This is a genomic window from Mesorhizobium sp. J428 (genome assembly GCF_024699925.1).
Lineage (GTDB): Bacteria > Pseudomonadota > Alphaproteobacteria > Rhizobiales > Rhizobiaceae > Mesorhizobium_A.
On the sequence record NZ_JAJOMX010000004.1, the window covers coordinates 53,313 to 68,672 of the forward strand.

The following is a 15,360-nucleotide window of genomic DNA, read 5'->3' on the forward strand; positions in this document are numbered from 1 at the left end:
ACTTCCTTGGAAATAACCTAACAAGTGTTAGTTATGCAGGGGGCTTGAGCTGGATCCTTCCGTGGCCGAACGCGCTTCAAGAACAGTTTCAGTTGCTTCCATTCGCAGCCCAGTCGGGCGCGACGGCATACTGGATGTCGCGGCGCGGCTTTTTCGCGAACAGGGCTATGGCCCGGTTTCGCTCAGAAAGATCGCCGAGGCGGCGGGCATCAAGGCGGGCAGCATCTATTATCATTTCGGCTCTAAGGACGAGATTGTCGTGGCCATTCTGGATGCGGGTATCAGGGCCGTCCACGAAAAGATGCGCCAAGCTGTTTTGGGGCATCCCGATGACTCCGTTGCCGCCGCCATTCTGCGGGCCGCGATCAGGGCACATCTGCGCGCGTTGCTGGATGTCAGTGACTACTCTTCGGCCAATGTGCGGATTTTCGGGCAGGTGCCGCAATCCGTTCGGGATGCCAATCTGCCTACGCGCCGGGCCTATGAGGCCGAGTGGGACAATTTGCTCACCCGGCTTCAGAACAACGGAGCCTTGCGGCGCAACGTCGATATCCGCCGGCTGCGCCTGATGCTTATCGGCGCGCTGAATGCAACGCTGGAGTGGTTCGACCCCCAACGCGGCAGCGTCGAGGCACTGGCCTCGGCATATGCCGACGTCTTTCTCAATGGAATACTGGAACAGCGGGAAGTCTGATTATGGCTGAACTCACGTCGGCCGTATTGGCCGGCTCGGAAACCTTCAGAGGCAATCACGCTGCACAGACAGCCCGCGTCGAGACATTGCGTGCGCGGATCGCCGCAGCAACCGCAGGCGGGCGCCCCGACATGGTCGAACGCCACCGCAGTCGCGGCAAGCTTCTGGTCCGCGAACGAATCGACCTGCTGGTGGATCCAGGCACCGCCTTCATGGAGCTTTCTTCGCTGGCGGCCTACGGACAATACGGCGGAGACGTGCCCGGCGCTGGGATTGTCACGGGCATTGGCATCGTACACGGCCTGCCTTGCATGGTGATCGCCAACGACGCCACGGTAAAAGGCGGCTCCTTCTATCACGAAACCGTCAAGAAACACATCCGCGCGCAGGAGATCGCGGCAGAAAACCGCCTGCCCTGTCTTTACCTCGTCGATTGCGGCGGCGCCTATCTGCCCGAGCAGGACAGGGTCTTCCCCGATGCCCGTCATTTCGGCAATTCCTTTTACCGCCAGACCAATATGTCGGCCTCCGGCCTGCCGCAGATCTCGGCCGTCTTCGGCGGCTGCACGGCGGGAGGTGCCTACATTCCGGCGCTCTCGGACGAGGTCATCATGGTCCGCGGCAATGCGCGCATCCATCTTGGCGGCCCTTCCATCGTCAAGGTGGCGATCAATGAAGAGGTGGACGGCGAAACGCTGGGCGGGGCCGAGATGCATACCCGCATCTCGGGCGTCAACGACCATCTGGCCGAAGACGAATATCATGCGCTGGCGCTGATGCGCGACATCGTCGGCAATCTGGGCCTCACGCGACCGATGGCCCCGGATGCACCCGCCGCCGCGCCCCTGCACGATCCCGAAGAGCTGTTGGGGGTTATCAGCGCCGACCGCAAGCAGCCCTATGATGTACGAGAGCTTCTGCTGCGCATCATCGATGCGGGCGAGCTCCGCGAATTCAAGCCGAACTGGGGCGAGACGCTTGTCTGCGGCACCGCCCGCGTCCACGGCTACCGCGTCGGAATCCTCGGCAACAACGGCGCGCTGCTCTCCGACAGCTCGCTCAAGGGCGCGCAGTTCGTGTCGATGTGCGACCAGCGCAACATTCCGCTTCTGTTCCTGCACAACATTTCCGGCTTCATGGTCGGCACCGAGGCCGAGCGCGGCGGCATCGCCAAGGATAGCGCCAAGCTGGTCTACGCCATGTCGGTGGCCAAGGTGCCCCGGCTGTCGGTAATTGTGGGCGGATCCTACGGGGCCGGCAACTACGGTATGTGCGGCCGGGGGTTTGCGCCGCGCTTTCTCTTCGCCTGGCCCACAGCGGAGTTGGCCACCATGTCGGCCGACATCGCCTCGAATGTGATGCAGGAACTGCGCCGCGGGAAGGGCGGAGACCCGGCGAAGGTGCAGGCCGATCTGGAACGCATCGTGGCCGAGGTGCGCGCGCAATATGCCAAACAGTCCGACCCCTATTACGCCACATCGCGGCTCTGGGACGATGGCCTGATCGAGCCTGGCCAGACTCGCGACATCCTGGGCCTGTGCCTGGCCATAGTGACCTCGGTTCCGGACACGGGGCGTCACACGCCCGTCTTCAGAATGTAAGGATAGGCAATGGTTTACGATCGCTATGAAACGCTGCGGATCGAACTGGACGCGCGCGGCGTCGCCACCGTGATCCTCAATCGCCCCGACAAGCACAATGCGCTCAACGCGGCGCTGATCTCGGAACTCGCCGATGCGGCGGCGGCGCTTGCCGAGGACGGGGCGGTGCGCATCGTGGTGCTGACCGGGGAGGGCAGGAGCTTCTGCGCGGGGGGCGACTTCAACTGGTTCGCCTCGAACGTGCAAAAGAGCCGCGCGGAACGGGTGGAACAGAGCGCCACGCTCGCTCGGCTCTTGCGCCGGCTCGACACACTGCCAAAGCCGCTGATCGGGCGAATCAACGGGGCGGCCTATGGCGGGGGCGTCGGCCTGATATCGGTGTGCGACTACGCCATCGGCGCCGAGGGCGCGACGTTCGGCCTGACCGAGGTGCGGCTCGGCCTCCTGCCCGCCAACATCTCACCCTATGTGGTGGCGCGCATCGGCGAGGCGGCGTCGCGCGAGACGATGCTGTCCGGTGCCCTGTTCGACACGGCGCGGGCCGAACGGATCGGACTGCTGACCGAGGTGGTCGCGCCCGATGCGCTGGACGAGGCGGTGGAGCGCGTCGTCCAGGCCCATCTGCAGGCCGCGCCCGGGGCAGTGGCCGACACCAAGCGGCTGATCGCCTATGTCGCGAGCCACGGGCTCGAAGACAGCATGATCTATACCGCCGACCGCCTGGCCGACGCCTGGGAGACCGAGGAAGGCATCGAGGGGATCAACAGCTTCCTGAACAAGGACACGCCGTCATGGCGGGTGAGTTGAGCTTCACCCGCGTCCTGATCGCCAACCGCGGCGAGATCGCCCGCCGGATCCAGCGCGCCTGCCGGAAGCTGGGGCTGGAAGCCGTGGCCGTCTTCTCCGAGGCTGATCGCGACACACCCTTCGTCGCCGAGGCCGATTACGCCGTCTGCATCGGCTCGGCCGCCCCGGCGGAAAGCTACCTGAAGATCGACGCCATCCTCGAGGCGGCGCGCGCCACCGGGGCAGGCGCTATCCATCCCGGCTATGGGTTTCTGTCGGAGAATGCCGAATTCGCGGGGCACGTGGAAGAAGCCGGATTGGTCTTCATCGGGCCTTCGCCCGAGGCCATTGCGCGTATGGGATCGAAGATCGAGGCCAAGGCCACGGCCGAGGCCGCCGGCGTGCCGGTGCTGCCCGGCTATCGCGGCGCCGACCAGTCCGACGGCCGGCTTCTTAAGGAGGCGCAGGCGCTCGGCGCGCCCTTCCTGGTCAAGGCCAGCGCCGGCGGCGGCGGGCGCGGAATGCGGCTTGTCACCGATCCCGGCGCAGCAGGCGAGGCCATCGCCGCCGCGCGGGCCGAGGCGAATGGCGCCTTTGGCGATCCGACAGTGTTCCTGGAGCGCTACGCGCCGCGCGCCCGCCACGTCGAGGTGCAGGTGCTGGGCGACGCGTATGGCCATGTGCTGCATCTGGGCGATCGCGACTGCTCGCTCCAGCGCAACCACCAGAAGCTGATCGAGGAAGCGCCCGCCCCGGATATTCCCGACGCTTTGCGCTCGGCCATGCGCGATGCCGCGGTGCGGCTGGCGCGGGCCATTGGCTACCGCTCGGCGGGCACGGTGGAATATCTTGCGACCCCACGCGGGCCGAATTCTACTTTCTGGAGATGAACACCCGCCTCCAGGTGGAGCATCCAGTGACCGAGGCCATCACCGGTATCGACCTGGTGGAGTGGCAGTTGCGTATCGCGCGTGGCGAGGCGCTGGGGTTTGCGCAAGAGGACGTTTCGTTTGACGGCCACGCCATCGAGGTCCGCGTTGCCGCCGAGAACCCGGCCGAGAATTTCCGTCCCGAAACCGGGACGATTACGCTATGGGCGCCGCCGGGGATCGTGCGACTGGACAGCGGGGTGGAAGAAGCATCGGTCGTAAGACATCACTACGATTCGATGCTTGCCAAGTTGATCGTCCACGGTGCGGACCGTGACGAGGCGATCCGCAAGGCGGTCGCGGCGCTCGATGAATTTGCGGTCGGCGGAGTGGGAGTGAACCTGGCGTTTCAGCGAGCGCTGATTACGCATCCCGACTTCGTCGCCATGGCGCACTATACGGCCAGTCTGGCCGAGATGTTCCCCTGCGGCTGGACCGCCCCCGTATCCGACGACGAAACCCGCGCTCTGGCCGCGCTGGCCCTGCACCTGCATCTTGCGCCCGCGCCGGACACGCCTTGGCAGAGCCTCGCCGCCTGGCGGCTGACAGAGGCTGCGGGGCGGGCGGGCGCGGCCTGCTACTGGAGCGATGACGCCGATGCGCCGATCAGGGTCGCGGGGCAGGGCGCGCGGCTAAAGGTGATACTGCCCGACGGCACCGCCCTTGGCGTCGACGCTGCGCGCCTGACCGCGCAGCGTCTGACCGGGCGGATGGACGGCGCGCCCTTCACCCGCCGGGCCCATGTGCTGCGGTCGGGCGACCGCTGGCAGGTGCATCTTTCCGCGCCGGAAGGCATGACGATGGTGCCACTTCGTACGCTCGAGGACCGGCACCTGCAGCGCGCCTCCGGCGCCGTGGGCGGTGCCGACACCGTGCGCGCGCCCATGCCCGGCGCGGTGGTCGAGATCCGGGTGGCGCCCGGCGAGCGGGTGAGCAAGGGCAAGACGCTGGTGGTGCTCGAAGCGATGAAACTCTTGCAAAGCCTGCCCGCGCCCGTCGCGGGCTTGGTAGCCGAGATCTACTGCGCGCCGGGCGACACGGTCGCCGGCGGCGCGCCCCTGGTGAGGCTCGATCCGGAGGACAGGACGTGACCCGACACGAGACTATCGACGCGGCCACCGGCCCGTTCGGCGAGGATATCCAAATGATCCGAGCTCAGCTGCGGCGCTTCATCGAAACCGAGGTGAAGCCCAAGGGCGAAGCCTGGGAAGAGAAGGGCATGGTTTCGCGCGAGGTGCTACGCCAGATGGGCGCGCTCGGCGTTCTCGGCATGCGCTATGACGAACAGTATGGCGGCGCCGGGCTCGATGTCATGTCGAGCGTGATGCTGGCCGAGGAGGTCGGCCGGTCCACCTTCGGCGGGTTCTCGGCCACGGTGCTGGTGCATACCGATATGGCCTCGCCGCACCTGGAAAACGCCGGCACACCCGAGCAGAAGGCGCGCTGGTTGCCCGGCATCACCGCGGGCGAGACGATCACCGCCGTCGCCGTGACCGAACCGGGCGCGGGCTCGGACGTTGCGGGGATGCGCACCCGCGCCGTGCAGCATGGGTCGGATTGGGTGTTGAACGGCACCAAGATGTTCATCACCAACGGTGTGCATGGCGATCTCTACTTTGTTGGCGCCAAGACCGACCCCGACGCCAAGGGCTCGCGCGGGATCACCATGTTCGCCATCGAAAAGGGCACACCGGGCTTTTCGGTCGGCCGGGCGCTGAACAAGACCGGCTGGCTGTGTTCGGACACGGCCGAGCTGATTTTCGAGGATGTCCGCGTGCCGGCCGAGAACGTCCTCGGCGAGGTGAACCGCGGCTTTTATGCGGTGATGAAGAACTTCCAGAACGAGCGGATCGTGCTGGGCGCGATGGTCTGCGCCGAGGCGCAGACCGCGCTGGACATGACCGTGGACTATGTCAAGCAGCGCAAGGCTTTCGGCGGCGTTTTGTGGAACAAGCAGGTCGTCCGCCAGCGTCTTGCGGACTGCCAGACACGGATCGAGGCGGGCCGGCAGCTCGTCTATCACGCCGCGCGGCTCGACGCGGCTGGCGTTGAATGCGTGCGCGAGGTGTCAATGGTGAAGGCTTATTGCGGCGAGCTGGCCAACAGCGTGCTCTATGACTGCGTGCAGTTCCATGGCGGCATGGGCTACATGCGCGAAAACCCGGTCGAGCGAATGTCGCGCGACGTTCGTGTGCAGGCGATCGGCGGGGGCGCGACCGAGGTGATGCTTGAAGAAGTCGCCAAGCGCATGTGAACAGCCAATTGAGCCCCAACCTCTGAAGAAAACTCTTCAAGATCTCAGCCCAAGTCATGAAAGGAGTCAGAAAGATGTATAGCAACAAGATGTTTGTGGGACGGAATATTGGCGCAACATTGCTCGGCGAGGCGCTCATCCTGATCGCCGGTACGATACTTCTGACGGCGTCTGCGAAGGCGCAAGTTCCGTTCTATCCAGTTCCGATGACGTTGCAGACCCTGGTGGTCGTTGCGCTTGGCCTGTTCCTCGGGCCTGTCCGTGGTTCAGGCATCGTCATTGCCTATATCCTGCAGGGGCTGGCAGGCTATCCGGTCTTCGCCGGCACGCCACCGGCGTCTTCTGGCCTGGCATATGTTGCCGGGCCGACGGGCGGCTACCTTGCGGGTTTTGCGATATCGGCCTTTGCGGCTGGATGGCTGGCAAGAAAAGGATATTCCAAGACAATCCCGGGGGCGGTCACAGTTGCAGTCGTCGCAGGTGCGCTGATCTACGTTCCCGGGCTCGCATGGCTGGGTGTCTTCACCGGCTATGGAGAGCGCCTCCTCACGGCCGGCTTCTATCCGTTTCTGTTGGGTGACTTGGTTAAATCGGTTATCGCCGGTCTGCTCTTCATTGGCGCATCCGCGGTCGTTCCGGGACTTGGACACATGTCGGGAGAAAAGCCCGAGAAGAAATAATGGAGTGTCCCTTCTCGACCGCGAACGATGCGGAGACCAAAGATGGTGTCCGCGTTTCGAGGGCGATGGCTTTCGCCTTGTGGCGTCCTGGCCGAAATGCCGCCGCACGGCTTCATTCAGCCGGCGAGGCGACCTATCGAGCGAACGGGCGATCCGTGACTCGCCCGCTTCGCCCCATCACTTTCTTGCGGCCTTCGCGTAGATTCCCTCCTTCAAATCTAACATATGTTAGATTATGCTTGCTTTCGTGAGTACCAGGGAGGGCTGACATGGCGATGCCGCTCGGCGATATTCGGATCATTGAACTTGGCCATGTGATCGCAGGGCCGCTGGCGGCAGCACTCCTTTCGGATTTCGGTGCCGAGGTGATCAAGATCGAAGCCCCCGGCCGAGGCGACATGATGCGCGAATTGGGCCCGAAAGCGCAGGACGGGGTCGGCGTCTGGTGGAAGACGCTTGCCCGCAACAAGCGAATCCTCGCGCTCGACTGGAAGAGCGATCCCGGGCGCAAGGTCCTGGAAAAGCTGGTCGAAATGCCCGATGTTCTGGTGGAAAATTTCCGTCCCGGCGTGCTCGAGCGGGCGGGGATCGGGCCTGAGGTTCTGCATCAATGGAACCCCGACCTGGTGATCTTGCGGGTGTCGGGCTACGGACAGGATGGGCCGATGCGTAAGACGCCGGCCTTTGGGCGCGCCGCCGAGGCGATGAGCGGCCTGGCGCACCTCACGGGCTACGCCGATGGCTCGCCAATGCATCCCGGTTTCCCGGCCGCCGACAGCACGACGGGGCTGATGGGAGCCCTGGGCATCATGATCGCCCTTTTCGCCCGCGAGAGGGGCAGGGTTCGCGGTCAGATCGTCGATCTGGCGGTATTCGAAGCCCTGTTGCGGCTAATCGATTATCATATTCCCGCTCTGACCGGAGCAGGTGTCTCGCCGATGCGCAACGGGCTGCGTCAGCCGATGGATTTTGCGCCGGGCGGCACATTCCGCACCAAGGACGGTGTCTGGGTGACCGTCTCGGCCGGGGGCGCGGAGACGGCCAGACGGCTGTTGCGCGCGGTGGGCGGGGACAGTTTTGCCGAGGATCCGCGCTTTGCCACGATGGAGGGAATCTCGGCGCATATGAGCGAGATCTTTGACCGGCTCAACGAATTCGTCACCGCGAGGGAGTTTGCCGAGGTCGAGGCGGAATTCGCGCTCCACGACGCGGTGGCCGCGCCAGTGCTGAGCGCCGAGAACATCGTGGCCCACCCGCAGATCGCCCATCGCGGCGATATCGTATCGGTCGAAGGCGATGCGACGAAGGTGGTCGGCCCAGTGCCGCGTCTGAGTGATACGCCGGGCAGCGTTCGCTGGTTGGGGCGGCGGCCGGGCGCGGACACTGCTGAAATCATGCAGGAGCTCGGCTGCGACCTGGCGACGATCGAAAGGTTGGTGGAGGCAGGCCTGATCGCAGTTAGCCCTGCCGGGGAGGAAACGGCATGAGTTTCAGGCTGACCGAACACCAGCAGGACATCCGCGATACGATCCTGAGGATCTGTGCGGCCTTCGACGACGAATACTGGCTGGAGCGCGACCGCAACGGCGGCTTTCCCCACGACCTGCACAGGGCGATGGCGGACGGCGGCTGGCTGGGAATTGCCATGCCGGAGGAGTTTGGAGGCGCCGGCCTCGGGATCACCGAAGCCACGATCATGATGCAGGCCATTGCCGAGTCTGGCGGCGGTGCCAGCGCGGCCTCGGCCGTTCACATGAACATCTTCGGACTGAACCCGGTCGTGGTCTTCGGCAGCGCGGAGCAAAAGGCACGGATGCTGCCACCTCTGATTAAAGGGCGCGAGAAGGCCTGTTTCGGCGTCACCGAGCCGACGACCGGCCTCGACACGACCAGGCTCAAAACGCGCGCGGTTCGACAGGGGGACCGCTATGTCGTGCATGGCCAGAAAGTTTGGATTTCCACCGCCCAGGTGGCCGACAAGATCTTGCTTCTGGCGCGCACGACGCCGCTCGAAGAGGTGGCAAAACCGACCGAGGGCCTGTCGCTCTTCTATACCGATCTGGACCGGACCTTCGTCGATGTGCGCGAGATCGAGAAGATGGGCCGCAAGGCGGTCGACTCGAACGAACTGTTCATCGATGGGCTGCCGATCCCGGCGGAGGACCTGATCGGCGAGGAAGGACAGGGTTTCAGACAGATCCTGCACGGGCTCAATCCCGAGCGTATCCTCGTGGCCGGGGAGTGCGTGGGCATTGCCCGGATCGCTCTAAAACGCGCTGCCGCCTATGCCAAGGAGCGCCAGGTTTTCGGACGCCCGATCGGACAGAACCAGGGGGTGCAGCACCCGCTCGCCAAGGCCTGGGCGAAGGTCGAGGCTGCGAACCTGATGGTAATGCATGCGGCGGCGCTCTACGACGCGGGAGAGCCGTGCGGGGTCGAGGCGAATGCCGCCAAGTTGCTGGCGGCCGAAGCCGCTGTCGAGGCGACACAAACGGCACAGATGACATTTGGCGGCTTCGGCTACGCCAAGGAATATCACATCGAGAGACTGGTTCGCGAAGCGCTTCTCTTTCACATCGTGCCGGTCACGCCGCAGATGCTGATGTCGTTCATCGCCGAGAAGGCGCTGGGTCTGCCCAAATCGTACTGAAACCGGAGCGAAACCGTTCCAGTGAAAAGGGGGGTTGCGCATTTTTCTAACGTGCGTTAGATTTAGTCAGATCAAGGACAACAGTCCGATCCGCTTTGGGAGGAACGTCAATGCCGGAAGCCGGTTACGGGTTTTCCCGTGAACGACTGCGCGATCATCCAACGGTCTATGTTGATGGGCTGTTCTCGGGAAAAACCATTGTCGTGACCGGCGCGGGAGGCGGGCTGGGCCTGGCGATCGCCACCCTGTTCGCCCGTCTCGGGGCTGATCTGGCCATCAACGGGCGGAACGAGGAAAAGCTCGAAGAAGCCGCAAAGTTCCTGCGTGGCTTTGGCGGGCAGGTGCTGGCTCGTCCCATGACCATCCGGAATCCCGAACAGGTACAGAATTTCGTGGATGGCGTGGGCGATCATTTCGGCGGGTTCGACATTCTGGTAAACAATGCGGGTGGACAGTTTCCGCAGCCCGCCCTTGAATATGCGCCGAAGGGCTGGAACGCCGTCATCGACACCAACCTCAATGGCACCTGGTGGATGATGCAGGCCGCGGCCCGAAACTGGGTCAAGGCCAAGCGTCCTGGTGCCATCGTGAGCATTGTCGCGGATATCTGGCGCGGGATGCCTGGTATCGCGCATAGCTGTGCTGCGCGCGCCGGGGTCATCTACCTGTCCAAATCGGTGGCCGTCGAATGGGCGCCGCACAATATCCGCGTCAATTGCGTGGCGCCGGGATGCTGCGAAAGCACCGGGTTTGCGCGATATCCCGAGGAGGGGGCGGCGACGTTTGAGGAGTCGAACCCGATGCGCCACGCCGGAGACGAATGGGATGTCGCCGAGGCGGTAGTCTATTTGGCTGCGCCTTCCGGCAAGTTCATTACCGGCGAAGTGTTGACCGTGGACGGCGGGCAGCAGCTGTGGGGCGATCCCTGGCCGACGGGCCGGCCCGACTATTTCCGTATCGCGTGATACCAGAACAAGAGCTTCGACGGCGATATGAATGAAATGACAAACAATTACACCCGAGAGCAACAACACGCCAAAGCTCCTCCCGTATTGGAGTGTCGCGGAATCGAGCGTCGATTCGGCGGTATTGTTGCCGTTAGCGGCGTGGACCTCAGTATTCATAAGGGCGAAATATTTGGCCTCGTCGGACCGAACGGGAGCGGGAAGACGACGGTGACAAATGCGATCACCGGGTTCTATCCGCCGAACAAAGGCTCGATATGTCTCGATGGCAAGGACATCACGGGCACCGCGCCTCACAAGGTGGCCAAGCTCGGCGTCGCCCGGACCTTTCAGAACCTTGCGCTTTTCAACGGCATGAGCGTGCTCGAGAACATTCTCTTGGGGCGCCACATCCACATGAAGCCCGGAGTTCTTCCCACTGCGCTGTATTGGTGGGTGGCGCGACCGAGCGAGATCAGGAACCGCGAAGTGGTAGAGGAGGTGATCGAATTCCTCCAGCTCGAAAGCATCCGCAACGAGCTTGTGGACGGGATTCCAATCGGGCTCAAGAAGCGTGTGGAACTGGCACGGGCACTGGTCGCCGAGCCCCATCTTCTCATTCTCGACGAGCCCATGGCCGGCATGAACCAAGAGGAGAAGGGGTACATGGCCCGTTTTATTCTCGACGCGAGAGCTGAACGGGGCATAAGCGTGCTGCTGATCGAGCACCACATGGACGTCATTACCGGTATCTGCGACCGGATGCTGGCGCTCAATTATGGCGAGATGATCGCCAGCGGGATTCCGAAGGAGGTCGTCAAGGATCCCCGGGTCGTTGAGGCGTATATCGGGGGCGCCCATGGCTGAGACCACACAAAGCCCGACGGTCGCGGGTGAAACCATTGCCTCGGTTCTGATGCGGAACGCGTCCGAACACGGCAGCGACATCGCATTGCGGGAAAAAGAGCGTGGGATTTGGAAGGCAACCACCTGGGCTCAATACACGGAAGAGGTGCTGGCCTGCGCGGCCGGCCTCGACGGGCTCGGCCTGAAGCCGGGGGACGCGGTGCTCATTCTCGGCGACAATCGTGTACGCCTCTATTGCGGAATGCTGGCGCTGGCCACGCTCGGAGTTTACGCAATGCCCGCCTATCCGGGCACCACACTCGAAGAGCTCCAGCATTTCGCGGACGAGGCGAACGTCGTAGCCGCTCTCGCCGAGGACCAGGAGCAGGTGGACAAGATTTTGGAACTGCGTGACGCCGGGGCCGCGCAGTTGAAGTACATCGTGTATGACGACGGCCGGGGCCTCGGCTTCTACAAGGCGGCCGGACTGATGTCATGGGAGCATCTCGTCGAGAGCGGCAGCCATCGTCTCAACGGTGAGCCGGGGCTGCGCGAGAATCTGCTCGGCCGGGCCAAGCCCGACGATCCGGCGGTGTTCCTGCATTCGTCGGGCACGACGGACAAGCCCAAGGGCGTCGTGCTGAGCCAGAAGAACGTGTTGGCGGCGGCGCGGAACGGCCATGCCGCCGGGGCCTTCGACTTCGGAGAGCAGGTGCTGGCCTATCTGCCGATGGCCTGGGTGGGCGATTATGCGATCACGGTAGCCGCCGCGCTTCTGCTGCGCTTCACCGTCAACGTGCCCGAACGACAGGAAACCGTGCTGCGTGATATGCGAGAAATCGCGCCGACATTCTATCTGGCCGCACCGCGCAGCTGGGACAACATCCTGACCACCATTCAGGTAGGCATCGAGAATTCGACGCCGCTGAAGAAGTGGCTTTATCACTTGTTCATCGAACGGGCCATGGCAGCCGAGCGTCGCAAGCTCAACGGCATGAGCGCTGGCGCTTTGGAAGGTATCGGCCGTTTCATCGGCGAGATTCTGATCTTCGGGCCGATCAAGGACCAGTTCGGCATGCACCGTCTCAAGAACGCCTTCACCGGCGGTGAGGCGATCGGAGAGGACACCTTCGTATTCTACCGGGCGCTCGGCATCAAGCTGCGCCAACTGTATGGTCAGACGGAGAACAGTGCCATCAACGCGATCCAGGCGCCTGATGAGGTGCGGCTCCACACCGTGGGCAAGGTTGCCCCGGGGGTCGAGGTGAAGATCGCCGACAATGGCGAAATCCTCCTGAAGTCGGATAGCGTTTTCGCCGGATACTATAACAAGCCCGAAGCTTCGGCCGAGACGCTTTCCGCTGGCTGGTTGCGTTCAGGCGATGCCGGCTACCTCGAAGACGATGGCAATCTCGTGGTGCTTGGCCGCGTTTCAGAAGTGATGCACACAAAAGCCGGAGAGCGCTATGTGCCAAATTACATCGAGAACCGCCTGAAGTTCAGTCCATACATAAAGGACGCGGCCGTGGTGGGCGCAGGCCGACACGAATTAACGGCAATGGTGTGCATCGATTTCGATGCCGTCGGCCACTGGGCCGAAGTGAACGGCGTGCCCCTATGTGTCCTATGCCGATCTGTCTCAGCGCGAAGAGGTGGCCGCGCTTCTGAGCGAGGCATTCCTGCGGGTAAACAAAGTCCTCCCGGAGCCTCTGCGGCTCAAAAGGTTCGTCAGCCTGCACAAGGAATTCGATCCCGACGACGGAGAGATCACGCGCACGCGCAAGCTGCGCCGAACGGTGGTGGAAGACCGCTACCAGAACGTGATCGCGGCGCTTTACGACGGATCAAAGCACGTCCACGTCAGCGCCGTCGTGACCTACGAGACGGGTGAGACGGGAAGGGTCGACCGCACCCTCCCTGTCAGGGAGGTTTAGATGGAACTAGTTTTCTTGGCTGAGCTAGCGGCGAACGGAGCTCTCACAGGGTTGCTCTACTCGTTGTTCGCGATCGGCCTGGGCACTGATCTACAAAGCCTCTTCCGTGCCAAACCTCGCGCAGGGCGGGCTCACCATGGTGGGAGCGTACGTTGTGCTGGCGCTAGCTCGCGACATAGGGCTTCCGCTCTGGGTGGCAATCCCCGTGGCTGCCGTCGCCATGTTCGGTTTCGGTATGGGGATCGAGCGGGTTGCGCTGCGCCGGCTCGCTGGCCGACCGATCGTGATGATCCTCATGATGACGCTCGGGATTGACATCTTTCTGCGCGGCACGACGCTTGCTATCTGGGGCGGTACGTCGCGCTCGGTCGAACTAGGCGTCGGCTATGATCCGCTTTTCATTGGCGACGTTCTGATCAGCCGCATCCATTTGGTTGGCGCTGTTGTAGCCCTCGTTTTGTTTGTGGTCTTCGTCCTGTTCTTCCGCAGCCGACAGGGTATCCGCCTGCGCGCAATAGCCGACGATTACATGGCCTCATGGTCCGTCGGCATATCTGTCGAGCGTGGGGTTGGCCTGTCCTGGGGACTGGCTTCGATCGTTGCGGTGGCGGCAGGCGTCATATGGGGCGAGGTTCAGGGCGTCGACCAGTCGCTGTCGCTCTTGCTGCTCAAGGGATTGACGGTAGCCGTTCTAGGCGGGCTGGACAGCATCTTTGGCGCGGTGCTCGCGGGGATCATTCTCGGCATCATCGAGAATGTGGGGTCCGCCTATCTGGATCCGTTCGTGGGCGGTGGCAGCCGCGACCTGATCGTGGCAGCGGTGCTCATCCTCACTGTCATGCTTCGGCCGCACGGTCTGTTTGGCCGTCAAGACATCGAAAGGGTTTGACGCGATGTTTTACCGGCTATCTGGTATCCATCATACCAGCTACGTATCCGACAGTCGGCTCTACAAGATTCCAGCCGACAGGAATCTCGCACTGTTCTTCCTGGCGCTCGGCCTGGCAGCTCCGTTCCTTGTCGGGTCGCTGTACCTCAACAGCTATATGTTGCCTTGGCTTGTTTGGACGGCAGCGGCGCTCGGGCTCAACCTGGTGACGGGTTGGGCCGGCCAACTGCACCTCGGCTATGCGGCGGTGATGGCCGTCGGCGCATATTCGGCTGTTCACGCGGCCAGGTACGGCTTGCCCTGGGAATTCGCGCTCCTGATCGGTGGGATTTCCGCCTCGGTCATCGGCAGCCTGTTCGCCTTCGCGGCCCTGCGGGTGAAGGGCCTCTATCTGGCCTTGACCACACTGGCGATGCAGTTCGTCATGGACTGGGTGCTGACCCATTCGCCGGCGATCTCGGGTGGCTCGCACGCTTCGCTGCAGGCGCCCACATTTGCACTTCTGGGCCAGCGGATTACGTCGGATACAGGCCTGTATTATGTCGCCTTCGGCTGGTGTCTGCTTGTCACCATTTTTATGCTGAATCTGCGCCGTACCGGTCTGGGTCGTGCGCTGGTGGCAGTCCGCGAGAAGGACTATGCGGCGGCCATTCTCGGAGTCAACAGCTTCTACTACAAGATTGTTGCGTTCGCGACCTCCTCCTTCATCGGCGGAGTCAGTGGAGCGATCCTTGTCGCTACGTTCTTTTTTCTGGCCGCGCCCGAACAGTTCTCGGTCGCCGTGTCGATCCAGGTTCTGGCTATGGTGATCGTTGGCGGCCTCGGCAGTATCATCGGCACCTATTTTGGTGTCGCGTTGATCCTGCTGGTGCCGGGCGTCGTCAATGGCCTCGTGGCAGAAGGCGCCGGAGCACTGGGGCTTCAACTGAATGTCGAATCGCTGGCCCACATTCCGAACGCGGTCTACGGAGCGATCATCATCATCATCCTGATGATCGAGCCGCTGGGATTGGGCAAGCTTTATAGCAACATCCGGGACTACCTGAGGGTGTGGCCCTTTGATCAATTCAAGAAATAGGCCGGAGATGACCCACGCTCCCGACAAAGAAGCAGAAAACATCCTGTCGATGAACAGTGTAGAGGTCCTGTATGA

13 protein-coding genes and 1 pseudogene are annotated in these 15,360 nt (G+C 63.1%); all 14 read left to right on the forward strand.

All coding sequences use genetic code 11. The features are described from left to right. Positions 1-61: 61 nt before the first annotated feature. The 14 genes and pseudogenes from LRS09_RS27715 to LRS09_RS27780 all read left to right on the forward strand — a co-directional run bounded on the left by LRS09_RS27715 (position 62) and on the right by LRS09_RS27780 (position 15,285). Entirely contained in the window at positions 62-694 is a 633-nt protein-coding gene (locus LRS09_RS27715; RefSeq protein ID WP_257810468.1) for a TetR/AcrR family transcriptional regulator, read from the forward strand. Positions 695-696: 2 nt separating this feature from the next. Beyond that, positions 697-2,295 (forward strand): acyl-CoA carboxylase subunit beta, encoded by a 1,599-nt coding sequence (locus LRS09_RS27720; RefSeq protein WP_257810470.1) that lies wholly within the window; start codon positions 697-699, stop codon positions 2,293-2,295. Positions 2,296-2,304: 9 nt separating this feature from the next. After that, entirely contained in the window at positions 2,305-3,102 is a 798-nt protein-coding gene (locus tag LRS09_RS27725) for a crotonase/enoyl-CoA hydratase family protein (protein WP_252913172.1), read from the forward strand. Beyond that, positions 3,087-4,411, forward strand: a pseudogene (locus LRS09_RS27730) (acetyl/propionyl/methylcrotonyl-CoA carboxylase subunit alpha); the annotation flags it as partial. The gene LRS09_RS27725 and the pseudogene LRS09_RS27730, both read left to right, overlap by 16 nt. Positions 4,412-4,810: 399 nt before the next feature. Further along, complete coding sequence (locus tag LRS09_RS27735) at positions 4,811-5,101, forward strand: acetyl-CoA carboxylase biotin carboxyl carrier protein subunit (protein ID WP_374684951.1); 291 nt, start codon at positions 4,811-4,813, stop codon at positions 5,099-5,101. Between the two features lie 53 nt (positions 5,102-5,154). Further along, positions 5,155-6,264: an acyl-CoA dehydrogenase family protein gene (locus LRS09_RS27740; RefSeq protein WP_252913174.1), complete on the forward strand. Its 1,110-nt coding sequence runs from the start codon at positions 5,155-5,157 to the stop codon at positions 6,262-6,264. 74 nt (positions 6,265-6,338) lie between these two features. Further along, the gene (locus tag LRS09_RS27745) at positions 6,339-6,944 is read left to right on the forward strand and encodes a biotin transporter BioY (RefSeq protein WP_252913175.1); all 606 of its coding nucleotides are present in this window, start codon (positions 6,339-6,341) and stop codon (positions 6,942-6,944) included. A gap of 269 nt (positions 6,945-7,213) precedes the next feature. Then, a complete protein-coding gene (locus LRS09_RS27750; protein WP_257810475.1) occupies positions 7,214-8,431 on the forward strand; it encodes a CaiB/BaiF CoA-transferase family protein in 1,218 nt (405 codons plus the stop codon). Continuing rightward, positions 8,428-9,594 carry an acyl-CoA dehydrogenase family protein gene (locus tag LRS09_RS27755; protein ID WP_173194943.1) on the forward strand — a complete coding sequence of 389 codons (1,167 nt, stop codon included), beginning with the start codon at positions 8,428-8,430 and terminating at the stop codon, positions 9,592-9,594. The genes LRS09_RS27750 and LRS09_RS27755 overlap by 4 nt, the downstream gene beginning before the upstream one ends. 110 nt (positions 9,595-9,704) lie before the next feature. Continuing rightward, positions 9,705-10,559: an SDR family oxidoreductase gene (locus LRS09_RS27760; RefSeq protein WP_173194942.1), complete on the forward strand. Its 855-nt coding sequence runs from the start codon at positions 9,705-9,707 to the stop codon at positions 10,557-10,559. Positions 10,560-10,586: 27 nt separating this feature from the next. Further along, positions 10,587-11,405: an ABC transporter ATP-binding protein gene (locus tag LRS09_RS27765; RefSeq protein ID WP_244649507.1), complete on the forward strand. Its 819-nt coding sequence runs from the start codon at positions 10,587-10,589 to the stop codon at positions 11,403-11,405. After that, positions 11,398-13,275: a long-chain fatty acid--CoA ligase gene (locus tag LRS09_RS27770; RefSeq protein WP_257810476.1), complete on the forward strand. Its 1,878-nt coding sequence runs from the start codon at positions 11,398-11,400 to the stop codon at positions 13,273-13,275. The genes LRS09_RS27765 and LRS09_RS27770 overlap by 8 nt, the downstream gene beginning before the upstream one ends. Positions 13,276-13,454: 179 nt before the next feature. Continuing rightward, on the forward strand, positions 13,455-14,207 hold the full coding sequence (locus LRS09_RS27775; RefSeq protein ID WP_257810636.1) for a branched-chain amino acid ABC transporter permease: 753 nt from the start codon (positions 13,455-13,457) through the stop codon (positions 14,205-14,207). Continuing rightward, on the forward strand, positions 14,179-15,285 hold the full coding sequence (locus LRS09_RS27780) for a branched-chain amino acid ABC transporter permease (RefSeq protein WP_252913179.1): 1,107 nt from the start codon (positions 14,179-14,181) through the stop codon (positions 15,283-15,285). Before LRS09_RS27775 ends, LRS09_RS27780 begins: the two co-directional genes overlap by 29 nt. Positions 15,286-15,360: the final 75 nt, after the last annotated feature.

What these genes read in the sequence shown, in the direction of transcription:
- LRS09_RS27720 (WP_257810470.1), top strand. Translation starts at nt 697, where the DNA reads ATGGCTGAACTCACGTCGGCCGTATTGGCCGGCTCGGAAACCTTCAGA.
- LRS09_RS27725 (WP_252913172.1), top strand. Translation starts at nt 2,305, where the DNA reads ATGGTTTACGATCGCTATGAAACGCTGCGGATCGAACTGGACGCGCGC.
- LRS09_RS27735 (WP_374684951.1), top strand. Translation starts at nt 4,811, where the DNA reads ATGGTGCCACTTCGTACGCTCGAGGACCGGCACCTGCAGCGCGCCTCC.
- LRS09_RS27740 (WP_252913174.1), top strand. Translation starts at nt 5,155, where the DNA reads ATGATCCGAGCTCAGCTGCGGCGCTTCATCGAAACCGAGGTGAAGCCC.
- LRS09_RS27745 (WP_252913175.1), top strand. Translation starts at nt 6,339, where the DNA reads ATGTATAGCAACAAGATGTTTGTGGGACGGAATATTGGCGCAACATTG.
- LRS09_RS27750 (WP_257810475.1), top strand. Translation starts at nt 7,214, where the DNA reads ATGGCGATGCCGCTCGGCGATATTCGGATCATTGAACTTGGCCATGTG.
- LRS09_RS27755 (WP_173194943.1), top strand. Translation starts at nt 8,428, where the DNA reads ATGAGTTTCAGGCTGACCGAACACCAGCAGGACATCCGCGATACGATC.
- LRS09_RS27760 (WP_173194942.1), top strand. Translation starts at nt 9,705, where the DNA reads ATGCCGGAAGCCGGTTACGGGTTTTCCCGTGAACGACTGCGCGATCAT.
- LRS09_RS27765 (WP_244649507.1), top strand. Translation starts at nt 10,587, where the DNA reads ATGAATGAAATGACAAACAATTACACCCGAGAGCAACAACACGCCAAA.
- LRS09_RS27770 (WP_257810476.1), top strand. Translation starts at nt 11,398, where the DNA reads ATGGCTGAGACCACACAAAGCCCGACGGTCGCGGGTGAAACCATTGCC.
- LRS09_RS27775 (WP_257810636.1), top strand. Translation starts at nt 13,455, where the DNA reads ATGGTGGGAGCGTACGTTGTGCTGGCGCTAGCTCGCGACATAGGGCTT.